This is a genomic window from Thermus sp. KWY1 (assembly GCF_057547025.1).
Genome location: NZ_BAAJPG010000023.1, coordinates 58,616 through 84,113, shown reverse-complemented (window position 1 = coordinate 84,113; position 25,498 = coordinate 58,616). Strand labels below are relative to the sequence as shown.

General features: G+C 65.1%; 31 protein-coding genes and 2 tRNA genes. 22 read left to right on the top strand and 11 right to left on the bottom strand.

Annotation, left to right across the window (positions count from 1 at the left end; translation table 11 throughout):
• Positions 1-89 precede the first annotated feature (89 nt).
• From thrS to AC27GT_RS07065, 9 genes are all read left to right on the top strand, one after another.
• Complete coding sequence (gene thrS / locus AC27GT_RS07105) at positions 90-2,069, top strand: threonine--tRNA ligase (protein WP_487223804.1); 1,980 nt, start codon at positions 90-92, stop codon at positions 2,067-2,069.
• Complete coding sequence (locus AC27GT_RS07100; protein WP_054391575.1) at positions 2,069-2,851, top strand: PaaX family transcriptional regulator C-terminal domain-containing protein; 783 nt, start codon at positions 2,069-2,071, stop codon at positions 2,849-2,851. The genes thrS and AC27GT_RS07100 overlap by 1 nt, the downstream gene beginning before the upstream one ends.
• A 10-nt stretch (positions 2,852-2,861) precedes the next feature.
• On the top strand, positions 2,862-4,052 hold the full coding sequence (locus AC27GT_RS07095; RefSeq protein WP_054391574.1) for an ABC transporter substrate-binding protein: 1,191 nt from the start codon (positions 2,862-2,864) through the stop codon (positions 4,050-4,052).
• A 48-nt stretch (positions 4,053-4,100) separates the two neighbouring features.
• A complete protein-coding gene (locus AC27GT_RS07090; RefSeq protein WP_487223803.1) occupies positions 4,101-5,318 on the top strand; it encodes an ABC transporter substrate-binding protein in 1,218 nt (405 codons plus the stop codon).
• Positions 5,319-5,452: 134 nt separating this feature from the next.
• Complete coding sequence (locus AC27GT_RS07085) at positions 5,453-6,220, top strand: sugar phosphate isomerase/epimerase family protein (RefSeq protein WP_487223802.1); 768 nt, start codon at positions 5,453-5,455, stop codon at positions 6,218-6,220.
• 96 nt (positions 6,221-6,316) lie between these two features.
• The gene (locus AC27GT_RS07080; RefSeq protein WP_487223801.1) at positions 6,317-7,042 is read left to right on the top strand and encodes a c-type cytochrome; all 726 of its coding nucleotides are present in this window, start codon (positions 6,317-6,319) and stop codon (positions 7,040-7,042) included.
• A 13-nt stretch (positions 7,043-7,055) separates the two neighbouring features.
• Positions 7,056-7,538 carry a DUF1129 domain-containing protein gene (locus AC27GT_RS07075; protein WP_038070560.1) on the top strand — a complete coding sequence of 161 codons (483 nt, stop codon included), beginning with the start codon at positions 7,056-7,058 and terminating at the stop codon, positions 7,536-7,538.
• Positions 7,539-7,548: 10 nt separating this feature from the next.
• Entirely contained in the window at positions 7,549-8,178 is a 630-nt protein-coding gene (locus AC27GT_RS07070; RefSeq protein ID WP_015718228.1) for a QcrA and Rieske domain-containing protein, read from the top strand.
• 9 nt (positions 8,179-8,187) lie between these two features.
• On the top strand, positions 8,188-9,450 hold the full coding sequence (locus AC27GT_RS07065) for a cytochrome b (protein ID WP_487223800.1): 1,263 nt from the start codon (positions 8,188-8,190) through the stop codon (positions 9,448-9,450).
• A 64-nt stretch (positions 9,451-9,514) separates the two neighbouring features.
• Here AC27GT_RS07065 and AC27GT_RS07060 read toward each other — a convergent pair whose 3' ends face one another.
• A complete protein-coding gene (locus tag AC27GT_RS07060) occupies positions 9,515-11,134 on the bottom strand; it encodes a 30S ribosomal protein S1 (RefSeq protein WP_487223799.1) in 1,620 nt (539 codons plus the stop codon).
• 198 nt (positions 11,135-11,332) lie between these two features.
• Here AC27GT_RS07060 and AC27GT_RS07055 point away from each other — a divergent pair, with 198 nt between their 5' ends.
• From AC27GT_RS07055 to AC27GT_RS07035, 5 genes are read left to right on the top strand one after another with little or no spacing between them, the layout of a single operon-like run.
• Positions 11,333-12,448, top strand: a complete 1,116-nt coding sequence (locus tag AC27GT_RS07055) for a M20 family metallopeptidase (protein ID WP_487223798.1) — start codon at positions 11,333-11,335, stop codon at positions 12,446-12,448.
• The gene (locus AC27GT_RS07050; RefSeq protein WP_487223797.1) at positions 12,445-12,921 is read left to right on the top strand and encodes a YbaK/EbsC family protein; all 477 of its coding nucleotides are present in this window, start codon (positions 12,445-12,447) and stop codon (positions 12,919-12,921) included. The genes AC27GT_RS07055 and AC27GT_RS07050 overlap by 4 nt, the downstream gene beginning before the upstream one ends.
• 2 nt (positions 12,922-12,923) lie before the next feature.
• The gene (locus AC27GT_RS07045; RefSeq protein WP_038028683.1) at positions 12,924-13,202 is read left to right on the top strand and encodes a hypothetical protein; all 279 of its coding nucleotides are present in this window, start codon (positions 12,924-12,926) and stop codon (positions 13,200-13,202) included.
• A 9-nt stretch (positions 13,203-13,211) separates the two neighbouring features.
• On the top strand, positions 13,212-13,496 hold the full coding sequence (locus AC27GT_RS07040; protein ID WP_038028685.1) for a hypothetical protein: 285 nt from the start codon (positions 13,212-13,214) through the stop codon (positions 13,494-13,496).
• Positions 13,497-13,498: 2 nt separating this feature from the next.
• Positions 13,499-13,897 (top strand): hypothetical protein, encoded by a 399-nt coding sequence (locus tag AC27GT_RS07035; protein ID WP_487223796.1) that lies wholly within the window; start codon positions 13,499-13,501, stop codon positions 13,895-13,897.
• Positions 13,898-13,927: 30 nt separating this feature from the next.
• On the opposite strand, the gene AC27GT_RS07030 is transcribed toward AC27GT_RS07035, so the two are convergent.
• Together AC27GT_RS07030 and AC27GT_RS07025 are read right to left on the bottom strand one after the other, a co-directional pair.
• Positions 13,928-15,283 (bottom strand): alanine/glycine:cation symporter family protein, encoded by a 1,356-nt coding sequence (locus tag AC27GT_RS07030; RefSeq protein WP_015718236.1) that lies wholly within the window; start codon positions 15,281-15,283, stop codon positions 13,928-13,930.
• 2 nt (positions 15,284-15,285) lie between these two features.
• Positions 15,286-16,110 (bottom strand): DUF4388 domain-containing protein, encoded by an 825-nt coding sequence (locus tag AC27GT_RS07025; protein WP_487223795.1) that lies wholly within the window; start codon positions 16,108-16,110, stop codon positions 15,286-15,288.
• Positions 16,111-16,204: 94 nt separating this feature from the next.
• Here AC27GT_RS07025 and AC27GT_RS07020 point away from each other — a divergent pair, with 94 nt between their 5' ends.
• Entirely contained in the window at positions 16,205-16,903 is a 699-nt protein-coding gene (locus AC27GT_RS07020) for an alpha/beta hydrolase (RefSeq protein ID WP_487223794.1), read from the top strand.
• A gap of 10 nt (positions 16,904-16,913) precedes the next feature.
• The gene (locus AC27GT_RS07015; protein ID WP_015718239.1) at positions 16,914-17,660 is read left to right on the top strand and encodes a ZIP family metal transporter; all 747 of its coding nucleotides are present in this window, start codon (positions 16,914-16,916) and stop codon (positions 17,658-17,660) included.
• On the opposite strand, the gene AC27GT_RS07010 is transcribed toward AC27GT_RS07015, so the two are convergent.
• The 3 genes from AC27GT_RS07010 to AC27GT_RS07000 all read right to left on the bottom strand — a co-directional run bounded on the left by AC27GT_RS07010 (position 17,613) and on the right by AC27GT_RS07000 (position 18,551).
• On the bottom strand, positions 17,613-18,323 hold the full coding sequence (locus AC27GT_RS07010) for a DNA/RNA nuclease SfsA (protein ID WP_487223793.1): 711 nt from the start codon (positions 18,321-18,323) through the stop codon (positions 17,613-17,615). The two genes, AC27GT_RS07015 and AC27GT_RS07010, sit on opposite strands and share 48 nt — an antisense overlap.
• A gap of 36 nt (positions 18,324-18,359) precedes the next feature.
• A tRNA-Ser gene (locus AC27GT_RS07005) sits at positions 18,360-18,452 on the bottom strand.
• Between the two features lie 8 nt (positions 18,453-18,460).
• Positions 18,461-18,551, bottom strand: a tRNA-Ser gene (locus tag AC27GT_RS07000).
• A gap of 54 nt (positions 18,552-18,605) precedes the next feature.
• Between AC27GT_RS07000 and AC27GT_RS06995 the strand changes: the two genes are divergently transcribed.
• From AC27GT_RS06995 to AC27GT_RS06985, 3 genes are read left to right on the top strand one after another with little or no spacing between them, the layout of a single operon-like run.
• Positions 18,606-18,845 carry a HEPN domain-containing protein gene (locus AC27GT_RS06995; protein ID WP_487223792.1) on the top strand — a complete coding sequence of 80 codons (240 nt, stop codon included), beginning with the start codon at positions 18,606-18,608 and terminating at the stop codon, positions 18,843-18,845.
• On the top strand, positions 18,748-18,990 hold the full coding sequence (locus tag AC27GT_RS06990; protein WP_487223791.1) for a HEPN domain-containing protein: 243 nt from the start codon (positions 18,748-18,750) through the stop codon (positions 18,988-18,990). The genes AC27GT_RS06995 and AC27GT_RS06990 overlap by 98 nt, the downstream gene beginning before the upstream one ends.
• Positions 18,953-19,285 carry a nucleotidyltransferase domain-containing protein gene (locus AC27GT_RS06985; RefSeq protein ID WP_487223790.1) on the top strand — a complete coding sequence of 111 codons (333 nt, stop codon included), beginning with the start codon at positions 18,953-18,955 and terminating at the stop codon, positions 19,283-19,285. Before AC27GT_RS06990 ends, AC27GT_RS06985 begins: the two co-directional genes overlap by 38 nt.
• Before the next feature lie 164 nt (positions 19,286-19,449).
• On the opposite strand, the gene AC27GT_RS06980 is transcribed toward AC27GT_RS06985, so the two are convergent.
• Positions 19,450-20,886 (bottom strand): SWIM zinc finger family protein, encoded by a 1,437-nt coding sequence (locus AC27GT_RS06980; protein ID WP_487223789.1) that lies wholly within the window; start codon positions 20,884-20,886, stop codon positions 19,450-19,452.
• Between the two features lie 72 nt (positions 20,887-20,958).
• On the opposite strand from AC27GT_RS06980, the gene amrS reads away from it, so the two are divergent.
• Genes amrS through AC27GT_RS06965 form a run of 3 tightly spaced genes read left to right on the top strand, consistent with a single transcriptional unit; the run spans position 20,959 to position 23,373 of the window.
• Positions 20,959-22,011: an AmmeMemoRadiSam system radical SAM enzyme gene (gene amrS, locus AC27GT_RS06975; RefSeq protein WP_487223788.1), complete on the top strand. Its 1,053-nt coding sequence runs from the start codon at positions 20,959-20,961 to the stop codon at positions 22,009-22,011.
• Positions 21,999-22,811: an AmmeMemoRadiSam system protein B gene (gene amrB, locus AC27GT_RS06970; RefSeq protein ID WP_015718243.1), complete on the top strand. Its 813-nt coding sequence runs from the start codon at positions 21,999-22,001 to the stop codon at positions 22,809-22,811. The genes amrS and amrB overlap by 13 nt, the downstream gene beginning before the upstream one ends.
• Before the next feature lie 4 nt (positions 22,812-22,815).
• Complete coding sequence (locus tag AC27GT_RS06965) at positions 22,816-23,373, top strand: Uma2 family endonuclease (protein WP_015718244.1); 558 nt, start codon at positions 22,816-22,818, stop codon at positions 23,371-23,373.
• Here the strand turns inward: AC27GT_RS06965 and AC27GT_RS06960 are convergent.
• From AC27GT_RS06960 to AC27GT_RS06945, 4 genes are all read right to left on the bottom strand, one after another.
• The gene (locus AC27GT_RS06960; RefSeq protein ID WP_487223787.1) at positions 23,370-23,759 is read right to left on the bottom strand and encodes a hypothetical protein; all 390 of its coding nucleotides are present in this window, start codon (positions 23,757-23,759) and stop codon (positions 23,370-23,372) included. The two genes, AC27GT_RS06965 and AC27GT_RS06960, sit on opposite strands and share 4 nt — an antisense overlap.
• 75 nt (positions 23,760-23,834) lie before the next feature.
• Positions 23,835-24,584, bottom strand: coding sequence for an HAD family hydrolase (locus AC27GT_RS06955; RefSeq protein ID WP_487223786.1), 750 nt, complete (start codon positions 24,582-24,584; stop codon positions 23,835-23,837).
• A 13-nt stretch (positions 24,585-24,597) separates the two neighbouring features.
• On the bottom strand, positions 24,598-24,981 hold the full coding sequence (locus AC27GT_RS06950) for a hypothetical protein (protein ID WP_487223785.1): 384 nt from the start codon (positions 24,979-24,981) through the stop codon (positions 24,598-24,600).
• A complete protein-coding gene (locus tag AC27GT_RS06945; protein ID WP_487223784.1) occupies positions 24,978-25,493 on the bottom strand; it encodes an LOG family protein in 516 nt (171 codons plus the stop codon). Before AC27GT_RS06945 ends, AC27GT_RS06950 begins: the two co-directional genes overlap by 4 nt.
• Between the last annotated feature and the right edge of the window lie 5 nt (positions 25,494-25,498).

The following is a 25,498-nucleotide window of genomic DNA, read 5'->3' as shown; positions in this document are numbered from 1 at the left end:
GCACCGCGCGCAAACCCTGGGTTTGCCCCAAGTCCTCGGCTTAGCTGAATCCATCCCCGCCGGCCGCGGGGCTGTGTATAGTAAGGTTCATGGTGGTCTACCTGCCGGATGGGAAGGCCCTCGAGGTGGAGGAGGGAGCCACCGCCTGGGACGTGGCCCGGGCCATAGGCCCAGGGCTGGCCAAGGCGGCCGTGGGGGCCTTGGTGAACGGGGAGGTCTACGACCTGCTAAAGCCCCTCCCGCCCGGGGCCCAGGTCCGGATCCTCACGGAGAAGGACCCCGAGTACCAGCTCCTCTTCCGCCACACCCTGGCCCACGTCCTGGCCCAGGCGGTGAAGGAGTTCTTCGCCGAAAAGGGCTACGACCCGGAAAGCGTGAAGCTCGGGGTGGGTCCGGTGATCGAAAAGGGCTTCTACTACGACATCGATGCCCCCGAGCCCATCTCCGATGAGGACCTGCCCGCCATAGAGGAAAAAATGCGGGCCATCATCGCCAAAGACCTTCCCCTGCGCCGCTACGTGTTGCCCCGGGAGGTAGCCCTTTCCCGCTACCAGGGCAAGGACCCCTACAAGACCGAGCTCATCCTGGACCTGCCCGAGGACGAGGAAATCAGCTTTTACCAGCAAGGGGACGAGGCCTACGGCTTCACCGACCTCTGCCGCGGGCCCCATGTGCCCTCCACGGGCCGCATCCCCCCCCACTTCAAGCTCACCCACGTGGCCGGGGCCTACTGGCGGGGGGATGAGAAAAGGCCCATGCTCCAGCGGGTCTACGGGGTGGCCTTCCGCACCGCCGAGGAGCTAAAGGAATACCTCTGGCAGCTGGAGGAGGCCAAGAAGCGGGACCACCGCCGTTTGGGGCGGGAGCTGGAGCTATTCCTGATCGATCCCATGGTGGGGAAGGGGCTGGTGCTTTGGCTTCCCAAGGGGAACGTGATCCGGGAGGAGCTCATAGCCTTCATGCGGGAGGAGCAGATAAGGCGGGGCTACCAGCTGGTCACCACCCCCCATATCGGGAGCCTCGAGCTTTACCGCACCAGCGGCCACTACCCCTACTATGCGGAAAGCCAGTTCCCCCCCATCAGCTTCAAGGAAAGGGGCGAGGAGGAGGAGTACCTCTTAAAGCCCATGAACTGCCCCCACCACATCCGCATCTACGCCTTTAAGAAGCGCTCCTACCGGGAGCTTCCCTTGAGGCTTGCCGAGTTCGGCACCGTCTACCGCTACGAGAAGGCGGGGGAGCTCCTGGGCTTGACCCGGGTACGGGGCTTCACCCAGGACGACGCCCACCTCTTCTGTACCCCCGAGCAGGTGAAGGAGGAGTTTTTGGGGGTCTTGGACCTGGTTTTGAAGGTGCTTTCCACCCTGGGCCTTAAGGACTATAGGGCCCGCATCGGCACCCGGGACCCCAAAAGCGACAAGTACGTGGGGGACGAGGCCAAATGGTCCCTGGCGGAAAGGCAGATTGAGGAGGCAGCCCTGGAAGCTGGCCTCCACTACACGGTGGAGGAAGGGGATGCCGCCTTCTACGGCCCCAAGCTGGACTTCGTGGTGAAGGACGCCCTGGGAAGGGAGTGGCAGCTTGGCACCATCCAGGTGGACTACAACCTCCCTGAGCGCTTCGGCCTCACCTATGTGGGGCCGGATGGGGCCGAACACCGCCCCGTCATGATCCACCGCGCCCCCTTTGGCTCCTTGGAGCGCTTCATCGGCATCCTCATCGAGCACTTCGCCGGGGACTTTCCCCTCTGGCTCGCCCCGGTGCAGGTGGTGGTGGTGCCGGTTTCGGAAAAACAGGAGGACTACGCCAAGGAGGTGGTCTTTAAGCTCAAGGAAGCGGGCCTCAGGGCCGAGGCCGACCTCCGCCCCGAGCGCATGCAGGCCCGTATCCGCGACGCCGAGGTGCAGAAGGTGCCCTATGTCCTGGTGGTGGGGGACAGGGAAAAGGCCGAGGGCACGGTGAGCGTCCGCAGACGGCACCGGGGGAACCTGGGAAGCATGCCCCTGGCGGCTTTCCTCGAGGCCGCCCTTAAGGAATACAAGGAACGCCTTTTGGAGCCAACCCTCTGATGCGGGCCAGGTCCACCATCTTCACCCTCTTTGTGGAATACATCTACCCGGAACGGCGCGCCCGGGTGCGGGACCTCATCACCATGATGGAGGTCCTGGGCTTCTCCGAGGCAGCGGTGAGGGCGGCCCTCTCCCGGAGCGCCAAAAGGGGCTGGGTGGTGCCGGAGCGGCGGGGGCGCATCGCCTACTACGCCCTTTCCGACCGGGTCTACTGGCAGGTACGCCAGGTTCGGCGGCGCCTCTACGAGGCCAGGACCTCCTGGGACGGGCGTTTCCTCCTGGTCCTGCCGGAAGGCCCAAAGGAGCGGGGGGAAAGGGAACGCTTTCGGCGGGAGATGGCCCTTTTGGGCTACGGCAGCCTGCAAAGCGGGGTCTACCTGGGGGCGGGGGTGGACCTCGCCGCCACCCAGGAGCTCCTCGCCTTTTACGGGCTTTCCGCCACCCTCTTCCGGGCGGAGCACCTCGGGCCGAAGGAGGAAGTGCTCCGCGCCTTTTCCCTTAAGGAGGCCTCGGCCCATTACCAAACCCTCTTCTCCAGCGTGCCCCCGGTGCTCGAGGACCCCCTCTTGGCCTTCCGGACCCTGACCCGCCTGGTTCACGAGATGCGCAAGCTCCTTTTCCTGGACCCTCTTCTTCCCCCCGAGCTCCTTCCCCCAGGCTTCCCAGGCCCCTTCGCCCGGGAGCGCTTCCTCTCCCTTCGGGAAACCCTTTACCGGCAGACCGAACCCTTCCTTAAAAAGCTCTCCCTCCCCCTCTCAGCCCTCTCACCCCGGGCGGGATAACCTTTAGGGGATGAGGCGGTTTCTATCCCTCTCCCTGATCGTCGCCACCCTGGCCCAGGGCCAGGTGGTCATCCCCTTCTGGCACACGGCAGGCCCCCCAGGGAATACCGTCCTGGAGGAGGCCATAAAAAGCTTCAACGAGTCCCAGCGCACCTACCGGATTGAGGCCCGCTACGTGGGGGACTACCGGGAGGCGGGGGTAAAGCTCCTGGCCGCCTTGCGCTCAGGGGGTGCCCCGGTCCTTTTCCACGGGGAGCTTTCCTTCCTCCCCCGCCTGGCCCAGGAAGGGGTGGCCTTGGCCCTGAACCCCTACCTCCAGAACCTGCCCAAGGACCTGTATCCGGAGATGATGCGAACCACCCAGGTCCGGGGGCAGACCTATGGCCTTCCCTTGGGGCTATCCGTGCCCGTCCTCTACTACAACAAGGATGCCTTCCGCGCCCGGGGCCTTAAGCCCCCCAGGACCTGGGCCGAGGTGGAGGAAGCCGCCAGCAGGCTCACCAGCCGCACCAGTAAGGGGCTTGTTATCTCCACGGACATCTGGAGCTTCAACGCCCTCGTGATGAGCCTGGGAGGTAGCCTGGTCAGGGATGGGCTTCCCGCCTTCACCTCCAAGGAGGTGGTGGAGGCCTTGGAGATGCTTTACCGCATGGTGCAGAAGGGGCACGCCCAGGCCAGAAACCTGGCCGAGGCCCAGTTCGCCGTGGCCGATTTCCTGCGCACCAAGGCCTTCATGGGAATCGGACCCACCACCGCCTTGCCGGTGGTGCTTTCCCAAACCTCCCTGCCCTTTGGTGTGGGCCTGGCCCCCCTGCCCCGGCGGGAAGGGGGTGCGGTACCCCTTTCCGGGGCAGCTTTGGCGGTGCTCAAGGGGGCAAGCCCGGAGCAGGCCCGGGGAGCCGTGGCCTTCTGGCTCCACTTCCTGGAACCCAAACGCCAGGCGGAGTGGGTGCGGACCACCTGGTACCTGCCCTTGCGAAAAGAAGCGGAAAGGGAGCTTGCCGACTTCCTGAAAGACCCCGAAAGGCAGGCGGTCTTCGCCCAGGCGGAGGTGGGGCGCCCGTGGAGCCAGGACCCGGAGCTGGTGGTCTGGTACAGCTACCTGGAGGAAGCCCTGGAACGAAGCCTGAAGCAGGGGGTGAAGCCCCAGATGGCCCTCGAGGAGGCCCAGAGGAAGGCCATGGGGGTGGAGAGGCGCTAAAGAAGCCCCTGACCCAGGCTTGACTTTTGGGATGGTAAAATCCCCCCCATGAAACAGCCCTTAGCTCTGGCCCTAGGGTTTCTCCTCCTTCCCCTGGCCTTGGCCCAGGCCGGCACCCGCACGGAGGTTTCCTTCTGGCACTCCATGGATGGCCCCGCGGGGAGGCTTCTTTCCACCTTCGCCCAGGAGTTCAACGCCCGCCAGGGGCTCTACCGGGTGGTACCCCAGTATGCAGGGGACTACCGGGATGCCGAAACCAAGCTGGTGGCCGCCCTACGCACGGGAAGCCAGCCCGTGCTTTTCCAGGCGGAAATCAGCTTCTTCCCCCGGCTGGTGGGGGAAGGCCGGGCCCTGGCCCTGGATGGTTATCTGAACCTGGAACGCGCCTTCCTGGAGGATCTCTTTGAACCCGCCTGGAACTACGGGGTCATGGAGGGGAAGCGTTACGGCCTTCCCCTAAACACCTCCACCCCGGTTCTCTTTTACAACCTGGACGTCTTCCGGGCCAAGGGGCTTAAAGCCCCGAGGAACTGGAAGGAGTTTGAGGAGGTGGCCAAGGCCCTCACCTCCCGCCAGGCCAAGGGCTTCATCTTCGTCACCGACCCCCAGGCCTGGCTCTTTGAGGCCATGGTGACCAGCCGGGGGGGGAACCTGGTGTGGGAAGGCAAGCCCAACTTCACCTCCAAGGAGGCCCTCGAGGCCCTGGAGATGCTGGTGCGCTTAAACCGCGCCGGGGCCCTCTCCGCAAGGAGCATGGCCGAGGCCACCTTCGCCCAGCTGGACTTCGTGCGCACCAAGGGGATGATGGTCATGGCCTCCATCGCCAACTGGCCCGCTGCGGAAAACTTTTCCTTCGCCTTCACCTTAGGGGTGGCCCCGGTGCCCCGGGAACCCGGGGGCAAGGTACCCATGGGCGGGGCCCAGTTGGTGGTCCTGCGGGGGGCCACGGAGGCCCAGGTGCGGGGTGCCCTGGAGTTTTGGAGGTACCTGATGGAGCCCGAAAACGTGGCCCGCTGGGTGGAGGCCAGCTACTACGTGCCTGTGCGCAAGTCGGCCATCCCCCTCCTGGAGGGCTTCTACCGGGAAAACCCTTTCCGCAAGGTGGCCTTTGAACAGATCGCCCATGCCCAGGAACGCCCCCGCATCCCCCAGTTCTCCGCCTGGGCCAGCGTCCTGGCAGAGGCCTTGGAAAAGACCCTGAAGGGCGGGGTTCCTCCCCAGAAGGCCCTGGAGGAAGCCCAGAAGAAGGCGGAGGCCATCCGGTAATACCACTCCACCCTGGCTCTGCCAGGGTGGGGGCCCCGAGAAGCCCCTTCTCCAAGCCACGTCTGGGAGTACCCAAGGGGCACAATAGGGCGAGAAGGGGTTAGCTCCTCCATAAAAACCCTAAAATGGCAGGGATGCGCCTAGGTTTCAGTCCCTTCAATGCGGAGATGGGCTATGAGGAAGCCTTCCGCCTGGCGGCGGAACTGGGGCTGGACCTCGAGGTTCCCTACGACCTGCACGAGGTCCTGCCCCTTCCCGACGCCAGGACCTTGCGGGCCACGGGGGAAGCCCTGGGGGTGGGGTTCACCCTGCACCTTCCCTTCGTGGAGATGAACCCGGCCAGCCTCATCCCCAGCGTCCGCGCCCTGGCCGAGGAGCGCCTCAAGCGGGCCCTGGAGTTCGGCGAGGCCCTGGGGGCCAAGGTGGGGGTCCTCCACACCGGCCAGGTACCCGTGCGCCACCCCATGGCCATAAGCCTGGCCCGGGAGGCCTTGGAAAAGACCCTTTCCGCCCTCCTTCCCCTTCCCTTCCCCGTGGCTTTGGAAAACCTGGCCCTTGCCGAGGAGGATCTCCTCCGGGGTCCGGAAGAGCTAAAGGCCCTCCTGAATCGCTTCCCCCAGTACGGCTTCTGCCTAGATGTGGGCCACGCCCTGGTGGAGCTGGGTCCCCTGGGTCCTTTCCTCTACTGGGAGGCCTTGGGGGATAGGCTTCTTCACCTGCACCTCCACGACAACCACGCCCGCCGGGATGACCACCTGCCCGTGGGCACGGGAGCCGTGCCCTGGGAAAGGCTGGCCCCCCGGCTGAGGAGCTTCCCTGCCACCGCGGCCCTCGAGGTGGGTGGGAACATCCAAGGAGTACGCCAGAGCCTTTCCCGTCTGCAGGCCCTCCTTGCCTCCTAAGCCTCCCCTTCCATAAGGGGGGACATCTGTCCTTGCCAGGGTACGCTTATAGTAGTGGAGTGGGGGTTTGTACCCCCCTTCACAAAGGGAGGCAGAATGGTCGTAGACCGGATTGAGGTGTACCTGGACGGGGCCAGCGAGCCCCTGGCGGTTCTGAAGGAGCCCCCTTACCGGCTAAACCTGGACACCCGAAAGATCCCCGACGGGGAGCATGTCCTGCGGGTGGTAACCCACTTCCGCGGCGGAGGCCAGGAGGTCCGAGAAATCCCCTTCACCGTTAACAACTACCCCGACGTGATGGTCCTGGGCCTAGACGAGGGGGGCGAGGTAGCGGGGACTCTGGAGCTCCGCCTGGCCGTGGGGGAACCCGAGCTCCCCGTGGAGCCGGTGCGCTTCAACCCCATCTGGTACGTGGTGGCCTCGGTGATCGTGCTGGGCGGCATCTGGGCCTACTTTGCCCTTTCCCCTACGGCGGAGAAGGTGGCAGCCGAGCTGGCCTCCCCAGCCCAGGAAGCCCCGGCTCCCGAGGAAGGCGCTGGCCAAGCCGCCAACGTGGACCAAGCCCTCATGGAAAAGGGTAAGTCCATCTACGAGGCCAACTGCGCCGCCTGCCATGGGGCAGACGGCCAGGGAATGCCCCCGGTTATGCCTGCCCTGGCGGGCAACGCCAACCTAAAGGACGCCCAGATGATCCTTAGCGTCGTAAAGAACGGGCGCGGGGCGATGCCCCCGGTGGGAGCCGCCTTCTCGGAGGAGGACCTCAAGGCCGTGGCCACCTACATCCGCAACAGCTTCGGCAACAACTTCGGCCCGGTGGAATAAGGAGGGCTAAGGCATGTACCGCAATGACCCCATCGTACCCACCTTCGCCCTCATCCTGGCCGCAGGCCTCTTCTACATGGCCTACCTGGATGGGCTCCACATCGCCCGCCTCCTGGGCCACACTCCAGAGGAGCTCTCCGTGGGCCAGATCGGCCTGATGGCCTTCGGCGCCGTCTTCCTTCTCTACGGGCTCATCGGCCTGGTGTCCTACTGGCTGGAGGGAGTAGAGCTGCGCCCCGGCCGCCACTTCCCCGCCCCTTCCACGGCTCCGGTGGCAGTAGGGGTGATCCTGGTCCTCCTCCTCACCGCCCTTTCCGGCTTCTTCGTCCGCCTCATCGTTTACTCCGCCCAGACCAGCCACAACCCCACCTGGCTCCAGGGCTTTGTCTTCGGAACCATCAGCCTAGTGGTAGCCGCCCTTTTGGGCATTTACAAGAAGTTCTTCGGCCGGGACGAGGTGATCACCGAGGAGGAGAAGAGCCACTTCCCCTGGTAAGAGGTGAAGCATGGACGAACGCGAGATTCGCTTGCAAAGATCCCGCAGGCGGCTTTTCCTGAAGACCGCCATCGGCACCGGAATCGGCCTCTCCCTGGTTTCCGCCTTCTACGTGGGGGCGAGCCTGCGCCCCAAGGCGGAGGTCACCCCGGAGAAGGAACCCCTGAAGCCGGGGGACATCCTGGTCTACGCCCAAGGCGGGGGGGAGCCCAAGCCCATACGTCCTGAGGAGCTCAAGCCCGGCGACCCCTTCGTTCTGGCCTACCCCATGGACCCCAAGACCAAGGTGGTGAAAAGCGGCGAGGCCAAGAACACCGTCTTGGTGGTGCGCTATAAGCCCGAAGAGCTTTCCCCGGAGGTGGCCCAGAACGGGGTGGAAGGGATCGTGGCCTACTCCGCCGTCTGCACCCACCTGGGTTGCATCGTGAGCCAGTGGGTGGCGGACAAGAAGGCAGGCCTTTGCCCCTGCCACGGTGGAATCTATGACTTCGCCCACGGAGCCAGGGTCATCGCCGGCCCCCCGCCCAGGCCTGTCCCCCAGCTTCCCCTTAAGGTGGAAGAAGGCGTCCTGGTGGCCGCTGGGGAGTTTCTAGGCGAGGTGGGGGTGAAGGCGGAAGCGGGCTTCTGCCGTCACGTCTAGGAGGGAAGCATGTACAAGTGGTTAGACGAACGCCTAGACCTCACAGGCTTTTACCAGAAGGTCTTGCGCAAGGCCTTCCCGGTGCACCATTCCTTCTTTCTGGGGGAGATCACCCTCTTCGCCTTCGTCGTCCTGGTGCTCACCGGCATCTTCCTCACCTTGAACTTTGAGCCTTCCATCCGGGAGGTCAAGCTCCCCGACGGCCGCACCGTACCCGCTGCTTACGCCAGCGTCCTCTACATAGACAGCCTTCCCTTCGGGGCGGTGATCCGTAGCCTCCACCATTGGTCGGCCCACGTGATGATCGCCGCCGCCTTCTTGCACATGCTCCGCATCCTCCTCTCGGGGGCCTACAAGAAACCCCGGGAGCTCAACTACCTGGTGGGCCTGGCCCTTTTGGGCCTGGCGGTGGTCACTGCCTTCACCGGCTATGCCCTTCCCTATGACAACTACGCGGTCACCGCCACCCGCATCGGCTACGGAATCGCAAACTCCATCCCCTGGGTGGGAACCACCCTGGCCCAGGTGATGTTCGGCGGGGAGTTCCCGGGCTCAGAGAAGTCCATCCCCCGGCTTTACAGTCTCCACGTCCTCTGGCTCCCCCTCCTCCTCATGGCCCTCATCGGGGTCCACCTGGCCATCATGATGAAGCAGAAGCACACCCAGCCCCGGTATGCAGAAAGGGTAGCCCCCGGAAAGATCCTCGGGGTACCCATGTACCCCCAACAGCTGGTGATGATGGGCATCCTCTTCGCCCTGTACGTGGGCATCATGACCCTGATCGCCGGGGCCTTTCTGGCCCATCCCATCGAGGCCTTCGGCCCCCCCACCCCCAACACCCCGGCGGTCAAGCCCGACTGGTACTTCCTCTGGATCTACGGGATCCTGCAGATCATCCCCTCCACCTGGGAGTTCCACCTCTTCGGGGCCACTATCGGGCCGGAGTTCATCGGGGGGGTGGTGATCCCCGGGATCCTGGCCCTGGTGGGGCTTCTCTTGCCCTTCGTGGACACCCGCAAGGACAAGATGCGCTACATGGAACTACCCTCGGAGCACCCCGTGCGCACCAGCGTCATCCTCTCCCTTTTGGTCTTCTTCCTCATGGCCACCCTGGCGGGGTACAAGATCGACTTCCAGCAACAGGGCTCCATCCTGGGAAACAACGCTGTGCTCTGGACCCTGGTTCTGGGCGGTCCCCTGCTCACCTACATCGTTTCCTACACCTTGCTCCGCATCTTCTACGGAAAAGAAAGAATCCCGCATAAGGCTTAGGCCCCCGTAGCCTTAGAAAGAGGGCCCCCGCCACAGGCGGGGGCCCTAGCGTTCTCCCTACAACCTAAGAGGTCTTTTCCTCCTCGAGGCCCAGGCTCGCCAGCAGGTCGCCGTAGAGGTCGCCCAGCTTCACACTGGCGCCTGTGGTGGGCACCGCCGAAGCATCGTACAGGTTGTACTCGGCCACGGCCCCATACTCGTATTCCCGGCGCTCCTCCCGGCGGGGTCCAGGCTTTCTCTTGCCCCGGGCCTCCTTGCCCTTGGCCCGGCGAGGCCGCTCCTCCTCGGCCTTAGGAGGCGGCGGGGGCAGAAGGCGCTTGCGGGAGAGGGAGATCCGCTGCTCCACGGGGTCGATGTTGAGGACCACCACCTCCATCTCCTCCCCCTTCTTGAAGAGGGCAGCGGGGTTTTCGATACGCCCGTGATCCAGCTCGGAAACGTGGACCAGCCCCTCCATGCCGGGCTCCAGCTCCACGAAGACCCCAAAATCGGTGATTCCGGTGATCTTGCCCTTCACCACGGTGCCCGGGGGATACTTCTCGGTGAGGAGCTGCCAGGGATCGGGCTGGGTCTGCTTAAGGCCCAGGGAAAGGCGGCGCTCGGCGGGATCCACCCTCAGAACCACCGCCTCCACCTCGTCCCCTTCCTTCACCACCTCGGAGGGATGCTTGGGCCTTTTGGTCCAGGAAAGCTCGGAGATGTGGATGAGCCCCTCGAGGCCAGGCTCCACCTCCACGAAGGCCCCGAACTGGGTGAGGCCCACCACCTTGCCCCGGACCCGGCTTCCCACCGGGTACTTCTCGGCCACGGTGGTCCAGGGATCGGGGATCAGGGCCTTGATGGAAAGGTTGACCCGCTCCTTCTCGGGGTCCACGGAAACCACCTGGGCCCGCACCTTCTGCCCCTTGTGGATAACCTCCTTGGGGTGGTTAAACCGCCCCCAGGTGATCTCGGAACGGTGCACCAGGCCGTCCACCGGGCCCAGGTTCACGAAGGCCCCGAAGTCGGTGACGTCCACCACCGTACCCTCCACCACCTGGCCGGGCTGCAGGCTTTGGAAAAAGGCCTCCTTGGCCCGTTTCTGTTCCTCTTCCAAAACCGCCCGACGGGAGAGGAGAACCCGCCCCTTCTTGCGGTTAAACTCGATGATCTTCACCAGGATCTGCTGGCCCACGTAGGCATCCAGGTTGGGGATGCGCTTGAGGTCCAGCTGCGAAGCGGGGATGAAGGCGGACACGCCATCCAGGTCGGCAACCACGCCCCCCTTGACCTTCTCCTTTACGGTGACGGTCACCGGCTCGCCCTTCTCATAAAGCTCCCGGATGCGGTCCCAGTGCTCCGTGGCCTCCACCCGCTTGCGGGAAAGAAGGACCTGGCCCGTTTCGGGGTCCACCTTGATCACCTGGACCCGCACCAGATCCCCGGGCTTCAAAAGGGCCTTTAGCTCCTCCTCGGGAAGGGACTTCTCCGTAAGCTCGTTAAAGGGGATGATGCCTTCCGTCTTCGCGCCGATATCTACCGCCACACCCTCCGAGCCCACCAGGACCACCTTGCCCGTCAGGATCTGGCCCGGGCGCACGCGCTTTTCCAAGCGGGCCTCGGTTTCCTGAAGGGCCTCCTCCATGCTGAAGGTCTGGCCTGGGGTCAAGTTGGCTTCGCTGACCTGGGTCGCCTTTTCTTCCATGCCGCCTCTTTCCTCCTTACGCGCCTTCCAGGGAAGGCGGGCGCATTTTGCGCACGTCCACACGAAAAGGAGGGGGAGAAGCCTCACTCCCCGCTTCCGTGTGAACCGGCCCCGAAGGGCATACCCTTCTTTTATACCACGGGGAGGCCCCCTTGCCAAGAGGCACCAGGCCCCTTGGGCTTAGGTCATAATGAGCCCATGGAAACCCTAGCCTGGATGCAGGCGAAGCTCCCTGAGTTTTTAAAGGACCTCGAGGCCTTCGTGCGCCGGGAATCCCCCTCCAAGGACCTGAAGGGCCTAATGGAAGCGGCGGCCTTCCTGGAAGAGGCCTTCGGGCCCCTCCAGGGGCGGCTTTCCCGCAAGGACACTCCCTTGGGCCCCATCCTTCTCTTGAAGCGGGAAGGGGAAGGGGCCCCGGTCCTGGTGCTTTGCCACTACGACACCGTCCACCCCAGGGGAAGCTTTCCCGAGCCCTTCCGTGTGGAAAGGGACCGGGCGGTGGGGCCCGGGGTCTACGACATGAAAGGGGGCATTGTGGCCTTGCTCTACGCCCTCCGCCATGCGGAGGCCGCGGGAAGGAAGCTTCCCCCTTTGGAAATCCTCTTCACCCCGGACGAGGAGATCGGCTCCAAGGAAAGCCGGCCCCTCATCGAGGCCGCCGCCAGAAAGGCCCGGGCGGTGTTGGTCCTCGAGCCCCCCACGGCGGAAGGGGATCTCAAGGTGGCCCGAAAAGGGGTGGGGCTTTACCGCCTTAAGGCCCTGGGCAAGGCCGCCCACCAGGGGGTGGAGCCGGAAAAGGGGGTGAACGCCATCCTGGAACTCGCCCACCAGATCGTGAGGGTGGCGGCCCTCGAGGACCGGGAAAAGGGCACCACCCTGGGCCCCAACGTGGTGGCGGGGGGCACGGTGAGCAACGTGGTGGCGGAGGAAGCCTGGGTGGAGATCGACCTCCGGGCCTGGACCCTGGAGGAGGTGAAGCGGGTGGAGGAGGGCCTCAAAAGCCTCACCCCCATCCTGCCCGGGGCCAGGCTGGAGCTTTCCGGAGGCCTGAACCGCCCTCCCATGGAGCCCACGGCGGAAAGCCTGGCCCTCTTCGAAAAGGCCCGGGCCATCGGCGAGGCCCTGGGCCTCTCCTTGCGCCCGGGGCGGGTGGGCGGGGGATCGGACGGCAACTTCACCGCCGCCCTTGGGGTGCCCACCCTGGACGGCCTCGGCCTCTTTGGGGGCGACGCCCACCAGAAGACCGAGTACGTGGTGGTCTCGGAGATCCCCCGGCGCACGGCACTGCTGGCCGAACTCCTCTATGCCCTATGAACCTCTCCCCTTCCGCAAAGAAGGTGCAAAGGTTCTTGGAGGAAAAGGGGTTCGGCCATCTAAGGGTGGTGGAGCTTCCCACCTCCACCCGCACCGCCCAGGAGGCGGCGGAGGCCGTGGGGGCCGAGGTGGGTCAGATTGTGAAAAGCCTGGTCTTCCTGGGAGAAAACGGGGCCTACCTCTTCCTGATAAGCGGCAAAAACCGCCTGGACCCCTCCAAGGCCCAAAGGGCCACGGGTGAAGCCCTGAGGCGGGCCACCCCGGAGGAGGTGCGCACCCTGACCGGCTACGCCATCGGCGGGGTGCCCCCTGTGGGGCACGAAACCCCCCTTCCGGCCTTTTTGGATCAGGACCTCCTGGCTTACCCCCTGGTCTGGGCCGCAGGGGGTACTCCCAAGGCCCTCTTCTCCCTGACCCCAGAGGAGCTTCTGGCCCTCACAGGGGCCCAGGTGGCCGATCTCAAGGAGGCCTAGGCATGTGGTTCCTCCGCAAAGACCCCCATGTGAAGCCCGAAGGACCTTTGGCCTTCCGGGTGCGGGTGCGCACGAAAAGCGGCGAGGTGGTGGAGCTAAGGCTCTCCAAGAGCATGGAGATCAGCCCGGTGGAAGGAGGCTACTACGTGCGCAAGGAGATCGTGGCCCCCAAGAGCCTGGACCGGGCGGTCCTGGAGATCTGGTTTGACACCCGTTATCGCCCCATGCGCAAAAGTATTGAGGGAGGAGAGCTTATACCTATTCGGGAATGGAACGGCTAGAATAAGGCCATGGAAAAGTTCTTGCTACTCCTGGGCCTTTTGGTCATGGTGTACAACGTCTTTTACGGCTTTCGGCTCAAGCGGGCCATCCCCGGCGGGGTCATGGGGGAAAGGGGCGGGCAGATGCTCGGGCTCATCGTCTTCTTCGCCCTTGCCTACCTGGTGGTCCTGATCCTCACCTGGAGCGAGCCCAGTAGCCTCCTCCTCCTTCTCCTCTCCCTGATCCTCCTTCTGGGGGCGGTCTTCGTCTACATGGTCCTGCGCCTGGTGGACGCCATCGTGGCCTCCTTGTAGCCATGGTCTTCCGCCGTAACCCCAACCCCCCGGAAACCGACTGGAAGCCCACCCCCGAGGAGTGGCGGGTCTACACCCTCTGCGACGGTCGGCGCACCGAGGAGGAGGTGGTGCGGGAAAGCGGCCTCGGGGAGGAGGCCTACGTCATCCTGGCCGCTCTTCTCAAGCGGGGCTTGATCCTGCCCGTGGAAGGCGCCAAGGAGCTTTGCCAGAAGCTGGTGGGCCTCCTCAAAACCCGGCTCGGTCCCAAGGCCAATCCCTTTGTGGCCCGCCTGGAGGGGTGCCAAAGCCGGGAGGCCCTCGAGGAGGAAGCCTTACGGGTGGCCCTCAAGGTCAAGCTCACCCTGGACCGCAAAACGGGAGAGGAGCTGGAAAAGGCCATACGGGCGCTATTCCATTGAACGAGGACCATCCCTTGGAAAAACCGCCGGTCAGCGGGGTGGTATCCAGGGCTCGCCCCGGAAGAAGCCGTAGACTAGCCGGCCCACCACCGGCCCCAGGAGGATAAGGCCCAGGAGGTTGGGGATGGCCATGAGGCCGTTTAGGGTGTCGGAGATGGCCAGGAAGGCCTCGAGGCCCCCCAAGGGCCCCACGAAGGCCAAGACGGCGAAGGTGAGGCGGTAGGGCCAGCGGATCCCCTCCCCGAAGATAAAGGCCGCGGCCTCCTCCCCGTAAAACCCCCAGGAGACCATGGTCCCCAGGGCGAAGACCGCCACGGTGACGGCCAGGATAAGCCCGCCCAGGGGATGGACCTGAAAGAGGGCACCTGCCACCTCGGTGGCGCTTCCTCCTCCTCGCCAAAGCCCCGAGGCGATGAAGGTAAGGGCGGTGAGGCTGGTCACCAGGAAGCTCACGAACATCTCCGTGACCCCCCAGAAGCCCTGGCGCACGGGATGGTCCACCTGGGCCTGGGCGTGGGCGATGGGCGCGGAACCCAAGCCCGCCTCGTTGGCGAAGATGCCCCGGCCAAGCCCGGCGTTGATGGCGGCAAAGAGGCTATACCCCGCCGCCCCCCCCAAGGCTGCCTCCGGGCTGAAGGCCGCCTGGAAGACCAGGGCCAGGGCCTCTGGAATCTGGCCCCCGTAAACCACCAGAAGGGGAACCACCGCCACCAAAAACAGAAGGAGCTTCAAGGGCACCACCACCTGGGCGAAGCGGGCCACCCGCACGATGCCTCCCCCCAGCACCACCCCCACCAGCAGGGCCAGGAAAAGCCCCACCAAAGCTGGAGGCGCCCCTAAAGGAGCCAGGGCACCCCCCACCGCCCCAGCCTGGGAGAGATTGCCGATGCCAAAGGCGGCCACGGCGGCGAAGAAGGCGAAGAAGTAGGCCAGAAAACGGAGCCTGGGTAGGCCCCGGTACAGGTAGTACATGGGCCCGCCGGAAACCGAGCCATCGGCATAGCGGCGGCGGAAATGAACCGCCAAGGTGGCCTCGGCGAACTTGGTGCCGGTGCCGAAGAAGTAGCCCAGCCACATCCAGAAGACCGCCCCCGGGCCCCCTACGAGCACCGCCGCCAGCATGCCCAAAAGGTGCCCGGTCCCCACCGTGGCGGAGAGGGCCACCATGGTGGCCTGGAAGGGCGTGATCTGCCCGCCGAAGCCGTAGGTGCGCTCGCGGATGGCTCCCAGGGTTTCGCTGAAGGAAACCCGCATCATCCGCAAGGGGGCGCTGAACCAGCGGATCTGGAAGATGACCAGATAGGCCCCCACCAGGAGGAAGACCAGCTTCATGGGAAAGCCGTATACGACCCGGTTGAGATACTCGTTTAAGGCCAGGATATCCATGGCTATACCTCCGGCACCACCTCCACCTTATCCCCCCGCCTGAGGCGGAGGCGCCTGAGATCCTCCTCCAATAGGCCCAGCCGGCCCGGAATGTTGGGCCTGGGCCGCACCTCCATCACCACCTCGGGAGGCCTTAGGCGCAGGCGGAACCCGTGGCGGATGGCCCGGGCCCACTCGGCGTAAAGGGCCTCGTCCACATAGGCCACCCCGGACCCCGGACCGTAGATGGGAAGGACCAGAAGGGAAGCGGGCGGCACCTCCACCAGGGGGACCGCCTCGAGGGCCCCCATTTGCAAAAGGGTATGCAGGATGCGGGCTAGGCGCAGGGTCCCGGGGGCCAGGAGCACCTCCATGATGCGTTTTCCCTCCACCTGGGCAAGAACCCGCAAGGCCTCGGGGCCAAGTTCCACCGCACCTCCCTTTGCGGGCAGGCGCAGGACATACCCCCAGTCGGCGGGAAGGGCAAGCCCCCGCCACTGAGCCTCGGCCTCGGCCAGGCGAGCAGGCACCGCAAGCCCCCCAAGAAGGGTGGTGTGGGGAGGCGACACCTCGGGCTCAAAGCGGTAGGGAGCCCGTTTGATCCCGGTGAGAAGGTCCAAGGCTTCCTCCCCCTCCAAGACCTTCTCCCCCGAGCGCACCCGGGCGTGGACCACCTGGCCGTTTTGCAGGAAGACCTCCCCCTCCAGGTAAGGGGTGCGGACGAGAAGCCGGCCCGTGCGCCCGGTGCTCATTAAAGCCCCCACCAAAGCCGAGAAGGGAAACTCCGCAAGGTTGCCTTCAAGGTGGCCTGAAGGTTGCCCAGAATGGCCCGGCGGTTGACCCAGCATTCTCCCCCGTTTTACCATGCCACCTCCCAAGCGTCCAGGCGGGGTACCCTGTTGCCTTGCCCGAAGGGCAAACCCATTTGCGTAAGCTAGGGGCATGAACCTCCTCTTGCTTCACGGGTTTACCTCGCATCCCGTCCTCACCCTGGGTCCCTTGCCCCAGGTGTTGCGGGAGGCTGGGTTTCAGGTGAGCCAGCCAGCCCTTCCCGGCCACGGCACCCGGCCGGAGGACCTCCTCAAGGTGCGGTGGCAGGACTGGCTGGAAACAGCCCGGGCTTTTTACCGGGAACTGCCCGAGCCTCGAGGGGTGGTGGGGCTTTCCATGGGGGCCCTGCTTTCCGCCCACCTGGCGGCGGAAACCCCCACCCAGGCCCTGGTAGCCCTGGCCCCGGCCATGGCCCTCAAGCATCCCCTTGCCCCCCTGGCGCCCCTCCTGGCCTGGCTGATCCCCCGCTTTCCCGGCCCCGATTCCATCCAGGATCCCGAGCTCAAGAAGCAAAATCCCAACTACCCCTACTTCCCCACCCGGGCCCTGCTTCAGCTTCTGGCCTTAATGCGCCGCACCCCGGAGGTCCTGCCCAAGGTGAAGGCCAACGCCCTGGTGATCGAGGCGGGCCAGGACAAGGTGGTGGACCCCGCAGGGGTGCGGGGCTACCATGCCCTTTTGGGAAGCTCGAGGAAGGAGTACCTGGTCTTTCCCGAAAGCGGACACGACCTTCTTCTGGACCGGGACCGGGAGGCGGTGGCCCTGGCGGTCCGGGATTGGCTTATTGCTAATAGTACTCATTTGCATTAAGATAAAGGCCATGGAGCCTGCCCCTATCTCCCCCTGGACCGTCTTCCTATACGCCCTTTTCACCGCCATCGCCACGGGCCTGGGAGCCCTGCCCTTCCTCTTCACCCGGCGCATCCTGGCCCACCACCTGGGCCTGGCCAACGCCGCGGCCGCTGGCCTGATGCTCTCGGCCAGCTTCGGCCTCATCTACGAGGGCGTGCACTACCACCTGGGCCGCACCCTCTTGGGGGTGGTCCTGGGCCTTCTTTTCATCCAGCTTTCCCACCGCTTCCTTCATGGCCGGGAAATAAGCTTCGGGAGCCTGAACGGCCTGGATGCCCGCAAGGCCCTCATGATCGTGGGGATCATGACCCTCCACTCCTTCGCCGAGGGCGTGGGGGTGGGGGTGGCCTTCGGGGGCGGGGAGGCCTTGGGGGTTTTCATCACCCTGGCCATCGCCGTGCACAACATCCCAGAGGGCTTGGCCATCAGCCTGGTCCTGATCCCCAGGGGGGTTAGCGTCCTGGGCGCTGCCCTTTGGAGCGTTTTCTCCAGCCTGCCCCAACCCCTTATGGCCGTGCCCGCCTTTCTTTTCGTGGAGGTCTTCAAGCCCGCCCTGCCGGTGGGCCTGGGCTTTGCCGCCGGAGCCATGATCTGGATGGTGGCGGCGGAGATCCTCCCCGAGGCCCTGAAGGAAGCCAAGGCCGAGGGGGTGGCCACGGTGCTCACCCTAGCCGCGGCCGTGATGGTGGCCTTCCAGATCCTCCTGGGAGGGTAGCCAGACCCAGGGAAGCTGTTCCTCCAGGTGGAGGGCCTCGAGGGTCGGCCGCACCCGGTAGGCCAGAAGCTGCACCCCAGCCCGCTTTGCTTCCCGGGCTGCCTGGTAAAGAACCCGGTCCTCAGGGTCGAGGGCAAAGGCCCGGGCCAGGGGATGCTGAACCATCCACACCGCATAGGCCAAGCCCCCGGCCCGGGCAAACTCCGAAAGAAGCCTCAGGTGCCGGGCGCCTCGAGGGGTAGAGGCATCGGGGAAAAGGGCCAGGTCTCCCTCCACCCGGTTGCAGTTCTTGGCTTCCAAAAGGGCTTCTTTCCCCCCAATCCGGGCGGAGAAGTCCAGCCTCTCCCCTTCCAGGCGCACCTCTTTTCGCAAATCCGCAAGGGAGCCGAAAGCCCCTTCCCTCAAAAGCAACTCCAGGAGACGGTTGGCCAAGGAGGCATCCACCCCCACCAGCACGCCCCGGCTCTCCAAAAGAAGAAGCCGCCCCACCGTCTTTGGGGTAGACCTGGGATGGTAAAAGCAAGGGGTCCCGGGAAGGAGAAGCTCCCCCATCCGCCCGGAGTTGGGAAGGTGCAAGGGCCCCACGTCCGACTCCACCAGGAAGCGGTTTTTCCTCTTCAGGAAACGGCAGGGTTTTAAGGGAGGCAAGGGCAAGGCCAGCATGACCAAAACGTTAGCCCGGTCTTAGACCGGGCTTTCTGGCGGAGAGGGCGGGATTCGAACCCGCGGTACCGGTTTTCCCGGTACAACACCTTAGCAGGGTGCCGCCTTCGACCACTCGGCCACCTCTCCAAGCCTTCTGGCGGAGGGTGAGGGATTCGAACCCCCGGTGGGCCTGAAGCCCACAGCGGTTTTCAAGACCGCCGCCTTCAACCGCTCGGCCAACCCTCCAAGGTATGGCCGCAAGGTTTACTATGCGGCAAGCTCCTCAGGTTGTCAATCGGGATGGGCTATACTGCCTTTGTGGAGCGAAGCCGGGACTTTATCCTTCAAGCAAGGAGGGACTTGGAGCACGCCCGCTTCGCCTTGGAAAAGGGGTTTTACGAGTGGGCCGCCTTCTCCGCCCAACAATCAGCACCTAGGGGCTGTGGCCTGGGGACACTCGGTGCTGGGTCTTTTGGAGGAGCTGGCCAAGCGGCATCCCATAAGCGAGTCCCTCCTAGACGCAGCCAGCGAGCTGGATAAGGCCCACATCCCCACCCGTTATCCCGATGCCCTCCCTGAAGGGGCTCCCTTTGAGCGCTACCGGCGCCCCGAGGCCGAGCGGCTTTTGCAGCATGCCGAGGAAATCTATGCCTTCTGTCAGGGTCTTCTTCCCTCCGTGGACTAAAGAGGAAATCCTAAAGCGCCTGAAGGAGGGGCTTGGGGTGCTAAGGGAAGACCTTCCCCTGCGGCAGGCCTACCTCTTCGGTTCCTGGGCCACGGGTCGGGCGTTACCGGGAAGCGACGTGGACCTCCTCCTCATCTACCAAGGCCCTGCCCGCGGGGACCTTCACCGCCTGGCGCGGAAGGCTTTTAAGGGCCTTCCGGTGGAACTCCATGCTTACACGGAGGAGGAAGCAAAGGCTTTAGAACCCCTTCTTAGGCAGATGCTGGCCCAGGCCATCCCCCTTCTGGACTCTTAGCGGAGCCAGGCCAGGACAAACCGCGGTTCACCGCCGCCAGAAGATGCGATTCCCAGCCTCCCGGATCAAGCTCCCGCAGGAAGCGGCCCGTAACATGATGGAGAACCACTTCCAAAATGGCAGGCCCTCGGAAGACCTCCACCCAGGGAAAGCGCTCCACAGGGCTATTCTGTCATAGGCCCATGGGGCTTTTCCGAGAGCCAAAAGCCGAGCTCCTCCTTCAGGGCGCGCCGACGGGGATAAGCCTGCAGCAAGGCCAAGGCCGCCTCACGGGCTGCCTTGGGGTCCAAACGGGAAAGGCGCCCAAGGAGCCTGGCTGCCTCCCGGTAAGCCTTGCGGGTTCCCTTTTCCACCTCGCGCCTTGCCGCCTCTAGGTAAAGCCTCTTGGCCTCCTCGGGAAGTTTCTCCTCCAGGACCTCCGCCAAGGCGGGATAGGCCTCCGGCGGGGCGTTCCTCAACAGGCGGTCCAAGGCCTTCCAATCCTCCTCCAAGAGGTAGATGCGGGCAAGAAGGGCAGGGTCCCGCACCTGCCTGAGAAGAGCCTTTCGCTCCCGGTAAAACTCCCGGCCCAGCTTGGACTTTAGGGCCAGGTAGTCCTCGAGGTTCGGCCTCACCCCAAAGCGGGCCCGGTGGTCCTCCGGGCTTCCCCGATGGGCCACCAACAGGTCCAGAAGGGGAAGGAGCCTGGGGTCTTTTCCAAACCAGTCCCGGGCTTCCTCCGCATACCTTAAGGCCTCCTCCACCCGTCCCAAGGCCATAAGGCGCTCCACCAGGAGGAGGTAGTCCCCAACCCCCTCCAGCCCCTCCCGCAAGGCGGAAAGCCCCTCCTCCACCCGCCCCAGGCGGAAGAGAAGCTCGGCCCTGAGCCCCCGCTTAAGCTCCAAGCCATCCCCACCCCTTAAAAGGTGAAGGGCCTCCTCCCCCCTTTCCCCAGCCACCTGCAGGAAAGCCTCCCGCAAGGCCTCGGAAGGGTGCCTCAGGTAAAGGTTCAGGAGGAAGGAAAGCCTAGGGGTGAGGGCCAGGTAGCGCTCCAGGGCTAGCCGCAAGTAGGGCTCCGGGTCAAAGGGAGCTTCCAATAGCGCCTCCAGGTAGGCCTCCACCTCTTTCCTCCCCACCCGGTCCAGGCGCAAGGACAGGGCCCGGGCCTCCTCCTGCCCTCCCCCCAGCCGGAAGGCCCGGCGCAGGTCCTTCACCCCTTCCAAAAAGGCCTTTTCCGGGGCCAGGGCTTCCGCCAGGTAAAGGCCCACCTCGGGAAGGAGGGCGAGTTTTTTCAGGAGGCCCCTGGCCTCCTCAGGGGTCAGGGCCTCAATCAGGGGCGCCAGGTCCGGTGCCTTTTCCTCCACATAGGCGTAGAGGAGGGCCACCGCATGTTTGCAAGGGAACTCTGGATAAGGGCAGGTGCAACGGCCCCAAAGCCCCGGGCCCACCTCCACCCGGTAGGGCGCCTCTGCCGAGCCCTGCACCAAGCCCAAAACCTTCTCCCCCACCCGGAAGACCCTGAGCACCCGGCCCTCCTGGTAGTAGGCCAGCCCCCGGCGCAGCACCTCCCGGGGAACAAGGGAGGCGAAGTCCCTTTCCTCCCTGGGGGGGAAAGGCGGCACAGGATCAGTTTAAGGCTCGCCATCGGATGGAAACCCCCTGGGCGTGGTATCATGAGATGAGAAGCTTATGAAATGACCCTGACGGTTACCCTTAGGGAAGCGGATCTGAAGCGCCCCCTGCCCAAGGGCTACGTGCAGTGCCGGGCCTGCGCCCACTACTGCGCCATCGCGGAAGGAGAGGCCGGCAAATGCGGGGTCAGGCGCAACTTTGCAGGCAGGCTCTATCTGGTGACCTATGGAAAAGCCGCCGCGGTTCACCTGGACCCAGTGGAGAAAAAGCCTCTCTACCACTTCCACCCCGGGGAGGGAATCCTTTCCCTGGGAACCGTGGGGTGCAACCTCTTCTGCGCCTTCTGCCAGAACTGGGAGATCTCCCAGTTCCGGGAGTTCAAGGTCACGCCGGAAGGCCACCTGGACCAGCCCATCGGGGAGGACTGGCCCCCCGAGGCCATCGTGGAGAAGGCCGAGGCCCTGGGGGTGAGGCTTCTCGCCTACACCTACAACGAGCCCGCCGTCTGGATTGAATACGCCCACGACACGGCCAAGCTCGCCAAGGAACGGGGCATGAAAAACGTCTTCGTCACCAGCGGCTTTGAAACCAAGGAAGCCTGGGAGTATATCCGGCCCTTTCTGGATGCCGCCAACGTGGACCTGAAGGGCTTCACCGAGGAGTTCTACCGGAAGATCTGTGGGGCCCGGCTCAAGCCGGTTCTGGAAAGCCTCGAGCACCTTTTGGCCCAAGGGGTCTGGGTGGAGGTGACCACCCTCCTCCTGGAGGGCTACAACGACTCCCCGGAGGAAGTCCGGGCCATGGCCCGCTTCCTCAAAGGCCTTTCCCCCGAGGTTCCCTGGCACCTCACCGCCGCCCACCCCGACTACCGCATGCTGGACCTGAGGCCCACCCGGCACAGCACCCTGGTGCGGGCCTACGAGATCGCCAAGGAGGAAGGGCTTAAGTTCGTGTACGTGGGCAACGTCCTGGACGAGGAAAGAAGCTCCACCCACTGCCCGGATTGCGGAAGGCTCCTCATCCGGCGCCGGGGCTTCCGGGTGGAGCCCCTTTGGGAGGTCCCCGGGGTCTGCCCGGGGTGCGGGAGGAGGATTCCCGGGGTATGGACCTGGTGAGGCTCCCGGCGGTGGCCGGCTACTTCTATCCCCTCGAGGCAGAGCGCTTAAGGCAGGAGGTGGAAGGCCTTCTGCAAAAAGCCCAAGCCTCCCCTGACCCAAGGGTCAGGGGGCTTCTTTCCCCCCATGCCGGCTACTTTTACTCGGGGAAGGTGGCGGCGGAGGGCTTTAAGGTGCTTTCCGCCTGGCGGGGAAGGGCGAGGAGAATCCTCCTCCTGGGGCCCAGCCACTTCGTGCCCTTCTTGGGAGCGGCCTTTTACCCTTACCGGGCCTGGGCCACTCCCTTGGGGGAGGTGGCGGTGGACCTGGAAGGGGGAAGCCGGCTTGTGGCCAAGGGCTCTCCCTTTCTGACCTACGAGGAGCCCTTCCGGGAGGAACATAGCCTCGAGGTCCTCCTTCCCTTCCTCCAGGTAGCCTTGCCGGACACGCCCATCCTGCCCCTCCTCTTTGGGGAGGCGGACCCTAAAGAGGTGGCCGAGGCCCTGTTGTCGGAGCTTGGGGAAGGGGACCTGGTGGTGGCCTCCAGCGACCTCTCCCACTACCATCCCGACCCCGTGGCCAGAAACCGGGATCAAAAGACCCTGGAAAAGGCCCTGGCCCTGGATGTGGAGGGAGTGGCCCAAGGGGAAGCCTGCGGCCACCTTCCCTGGGCCACCCTCACCGCCTTGGCCGGAAGCCTGGGTTGGAAGCCCACGCTTCTGGCCTACGCCACCAGCGCCGAGGCCTCCGGGGACACAAGCCGCGTGGTGGGGTACGCCGCGGTGGCCTATTTAGGGCAAGATCCACCCGCCTTAAGATGAAACCATGACCCCGGTGCGCAAGCGGTTCACCGTGGAGGAGTTCCACAGGATGGCCCAGGCGGGCCTCCTGGGAGAGGACGACCGGGTGGAGCTTCTGGAAGGGGAGGTTTGGGAAATGAGCCCCATCGGTAGCCGCCATGCCGCCGCCGTGCGGCGCCTTCGCCGCCTGTTCACCCCCTTGGAGATGGAAGGGGTCTGCCTTATCGCCGTACAGGACCCCGTGCGCCTTAGCCCTTTCAGCGAGCCCCAGCCGGACCTGGCCCTTTTGCGGCCCCGGCCTGACCTTTACCAGGAGGGTCACCCCGGCCCCCAGGATGTCCTCCTCCTGGTGGAGGTGGCGGAAGCCTCCTTGGCCTACGACCTGGGGGTTAAGGCACCCCTATACGCACGCCACGGAGTCCTTGAGCTTTGGGTGCTGGACCTGGAGGGCAAGCGGCTTCACGTCTTTCGCTCCCCCTCCCCCGAGGGTTACCGGGAAGTCCAGACCCTGGCCCCAGGGGACCACCTGGCTCCCGTGGCCTTCCCCTCCTTTTCTCTCCCGGTGGCCGAGCTCCTAGGCTAAAGCCTGAGAAGGGGCCGGAACCAGGGAATGGAAAGGAGCACCAGCGCCAGGGCCAGGGCGAAGAGGAGCCGGGCCCGGGGCTTTCCCTTTCGGGCCTGGGAAAGCCCAGCGTGGGCCAGGCCCAAGGCCACAAGCCCCCCCACCCAGTGCTCGGCCACGAAGTAGCGGGCCTCGCCTGGGGTTTGCAGGGTGGCCTCGAGGCTGGCCAAGGCTCCCTGAAAGAGAGGGCTCACAAAGGCCAGCAGGATCCCCAAAACCACCTGCAGGGTGAGGGCATGGGCGAAAAAAGCTCCTTCTTTAGCCCCAGGGCGCCAAAGGGCCAGGAAGCCAAAGGCCAAGACCGCCCAGCGCACCAGGTTGTGTAGGAAAAGGACCGCCTCGTACATGGTCCAAGGCTATCCCAGGAAGCCCTTGGCCCACGGAGGGAAATCACAAAGGGTATTAAATGCGGCCAAGGAGGGTCAAGTCTCCAGGAGGGCCAAGGCCTCCCGGAGGTCCTGGACTTCCAGGTGGGCGGGATACCGGGGGTCCTTGGGGCGGTGGCCCCGGTCCACCCACACCGCCCTTATCCCCGCCGAAAGGGCTCCCTTGATGTCCCGCTCGGGGTTATCCCCCACCATCACCGCCTCCTCCGGGCCCACGCCAAAGGCGCAAAGGGCCATGCGGAAGAGCCTGGGGTCGGGTTTGCCAAGCCCCACTTCCCCGGAAACCAAGGTGAGGGAAAAGGCCTCCCCAAGGCCTGCCCCGACGAGCTTCTCCCGCTGCAGGTCGGGCACGCCGTTGGTGAGGAGGACCGGGATGGCCCCCCTGGCTCCAAGGGCCTCCAGAAACTCCGGCACCTCGGGGAAAAGGGGGTAGCGGCGCCTCTCCCGGAAAAAGGCCTCCGCCAGCTCCCGGGCCTGCTTCTCAGGACTGCCAAGCTCCCTAAGGGCCTCCTGGAAAACCCTTTCCCGAAAGGGCCAGGCCCACTCCGCCAGGGTTTCCAGCCCCGGGGTGGAGTAGCGGGCCCAAAGGGCCTCCAGGGCCGAGTGGCCGATGCGCTCGGCCCAGGGGTAGAAGGGAGCCTGCCGGAAGAACTCCTCTGCTTTTCTCCGCACCGCCTGGGGTAGCCCCTCCACCCCTGCTTCCTGCCCCAGGCGGCCCAAGACCTCCTCGCTCACCCGGTGGTCCACAAGAAGGGTATCGTCCAGATCCAAAAGCCAAAGCTTCATGTATCTCCTCGGGTCAGGAATGTTTCTCTGGGGGAAGCTCCCGCACCAAGACCGGGTTCTCCCCCGGGTCAAAGAGGAGGAGGTGTCCCCCTGCCTCGCGGAAGGGAAGGCCGTACTTGGCAAGGCGAAGCTTTTCGTGCTCCAGGTTCTCCACGAAGAACACCAGACGGCCTTCCTCCACCCCCAGCCGGGCAAAACCATGCCCCTCGGGCCGGGGTCGGTTGGGCCCCTGCTCCACTCCCCCGCTTCCAGGACGCAGGAGGAGAAGGGGCCCCTCGAGGGGAGCCAGAAGGGCCTCCCGTTCCGGGATCAGCTCCTCCAGGGCCAGCCCCAAAGCCTGGTAGAAGCTCACGCCCTGGCCCAGATCCGGCACGTACACCACAAGGGTTTCGCTCATAGGCTCCGCAAAAACGCCCGCAAGTCTTCTTCGTCCGCCACCACCTGCAAAAGGGCCAGGTCCTCCGGGGCGATCTCCCCGTGGGCCTTGAGGAGGGAAAGCCAGTAAGGATCCACCGCCAAGGGCCGCCCCAAGCCCCGCCGCAGGTAGAGGAGGTTCCAGGCCAGGGTGAGCTCGGCCAAGGTGCCCACCCCACCCGGCAGGGCCAGGTACCCCGCACCCAGATCCAAAAGCCTCCCGATCCGCTCGGGCAAGGAGGAGGCGGGAAGCTCCAGGTCCACATAGGGGCTTGGGCCTTTGCGTTCGGGGAAAAGGGCCGGGGCGGTGACCCCCACCACCATCCCCCCCCTGGCCTTCACCCCCCGGGCCAAGGCCTCCATTCCTCCCTGGTAGCCCCCACAGGCCAGGCCGAAGCCCTCCTCGGCCATCACCTCCCCGTAGCGGACCAGGCGGGCGTACCGGGGATCGCTGGGGGCCACCCTCGAGGAAACGAAGGTGCTAATAAGCCGCATCGCTA

Coding starts and splice junctions, on each gene's coding strand:
- thrS (WP_487223804.1), top strand. CDS start 90: ATGGTGGTCTACCTGCCGGATGGGAAGGCCCTCGAGGTGGAGGAGGGA.
- AC27GT_RS07100 (WP_054391575.1), top strand. CDS start 2,069: ATGCGGGCCAGGTCCACCATCTTCACCCTCTTTGTGGAATACATCTAC.
- AC27GT_RS07095 (WP_054391574.1), top strand. CDS start 2,862: ATGAGGCGGTTTCTATCCCTCTCCCTGATCGTCGCCACCCTGGCCCAG.
- AC27GT_RS07090 (WP_487223803.1), top strand. CDS start 4,101: ATGAAACAGCCCTTAGCTCTGGCCCTAGGGTTTCTCCTCCTTCCCCTG.
- AC27GT_RS07085 (WP_487223802.1), top strand. CDS start 5,453: ATGCGCCTAGGTTTCAGTCCCTTCAATGCGGAGATGGGCTATGAGGAA.
- AC27GT_RS07080 (WP_487223801.1), top strand. CDS start 6,317: ATGGTCGTAGACCGGATTGAGGTGTACCTGGACGGGGCCAGCGAGCCC.
- AC27GT_RS07075 (WP_038070560.1), top strand. CDS start 7,056: ATGTACCGCAATGACCCCATCGTACCCACCTTCGCCCTCATCCTGGCC.
- AC27GT_RS07070 (WP_015718228.1), top strand. CDS start 7,549: ATGGACGAACGCGAGATTCGCTTGCAAAGATCCCGCAGGCGGCTTTTC.
- AC27GT_RS07065 (WP_487223800.1), top strand. CDS start 8,188: ATGTACAAGTGGTTAGACGAACGCCTAGACCTCACAGGCTTTTACCAG.
- AC27GT_RS07060 (WP_487223799.1), bottom strand. CDS start 11,134: ATGGAAGAAAAGGCGACCCAGGTCAGCGAAGCCAACTTGACCCCAGGC.
- AC27GT_RS07055 (WP_487223798.1), top strand. CDS start 11,333: ATGGAAACCCTAGCCTGGATGCAGGCGAAGCTCCCTGAGTTTTTAAAG.
- AC27GT_RS07050 (WP_487223797.1), top strand. CDS start 12,445: ATGAACCTCTCCCCTTCCGCAAAGAAGGTGCAAAGGTTCTTGGAGGAA.
- AC27GT_RS07045 (WP_038028683.1), top strand. CDS start 12,924: ATGTGGTTCCTCCGCAAAGACCCCCATGTGAAGCCCGAAGGACCTTTG.
- AC27GT_RS07040 (WP_038028685.1), top strand. CDS start 13,212: ATGGAAAAGTTCTTGCTACTCCTGGGCCTTTTGGTCATGGTGTACAAC.
- AC27GT_RS07035 (WP_487223796.1), top strand. CDS start 13,499: ATGGTCTTCCGCCGTAACCCCAACCCCCCGGAAACCGACTGGAAGCCC.
- AC27GT_RS07030 (WP_015718236.1), bottom strand. CDS start 15,283: ATGGATATCCTGGCCTTAAACGAGTATCTCAACCGGGTCGTATACGGC.
- AC27GT_RS07025 (WP_487223795.1), bottom strand. CDS start 16,110: ATGCTGGGTCAACCGCCGGGCCATTCTGGGCAACCTTCAGGCCACCTT.
- AC27GT_RS07020 (WP_487223794.1), top strand. CDS start 16,205: ATGAACCTCCTCTTGCTTCACGGGTTTACCTCGCATCCCGTCCTCACC.
- AC27GT_RS07015 (WP_015718239.1), top strand. CDS start 16,914: ATGGAGCCTGCCCCTATCTCCCCCTGGACCGTCTTCCTATACGCCCTT.
- AC27GT_RS07010 (WP_487223793.1), bottom strand. CDS start 18,323: ATGCTGGCCTTGCCCTTGCCTCCCTTAAAACCCTGCCGTTTCCTGAAG.
- AC27GT_RS06995 (WP_487223792.1), top strand. CDS start 18,606: ATGGGCTATACTGCCTTTGTGGAGCGAAGCCGGGACTTTATCCTTCAA.
- AC27GT_RS06985 (WP_487223790.1), top strand. CDS start 18,953: ATGCCTTCTGTCAGGGTCTTCTTCCCTCCGTGGACTAAAGAGGAAATC.
- amrS (WP_487223788.1), top strand. CDS start 20,959: ATGACCCTGACGGTTACCCTTAGGGAAGCGGATCTGAAGCGCCCCCTG.
- amrB (WP_015718243.1), top strand. CDS start 21,999: ATGGACCTGGTGAGGCTCCCGGCGGTGGCCGGCTACTTCTATCCCCTC.
- AC27GT_RS06965 (WP_015718244.1), top strand. CDS start 22,816: ATGACCCCGGTGCGCAAGCGGTTCACCGTGGAGGAGTTCCACAGGATG.
- AC27GT_RS06960 (WP_487223787.1), bottom strand. CDS start 23,759: ATGTACGAGGCGGTCCTTTTCCTACACAACCTGGTGCGCTGGGCGGTC.
- AC27GT_RS06955 (WP_487223786.1), bottom strand. CDS start 24,584: ATGAAGCTTTGGCTTTTGGATCTGGACGATACCCTTCTTGTGGACCAC.
- AC27GT_RS06950 (WP_487223785.1), bottom strand. CDS start 24,981: ATGAGCGAAACCCTTGTGGTGTACGTGCCGGATCTGGGCCAGGGCGTG.
- AC27GT_RS06945 (WP_487223784.1), bottom strand. CDS start 25,493: ATGCGGCTTATTAGCACCTTCGTTTCCTCGAGGGTGGCCCCCAGCGAT.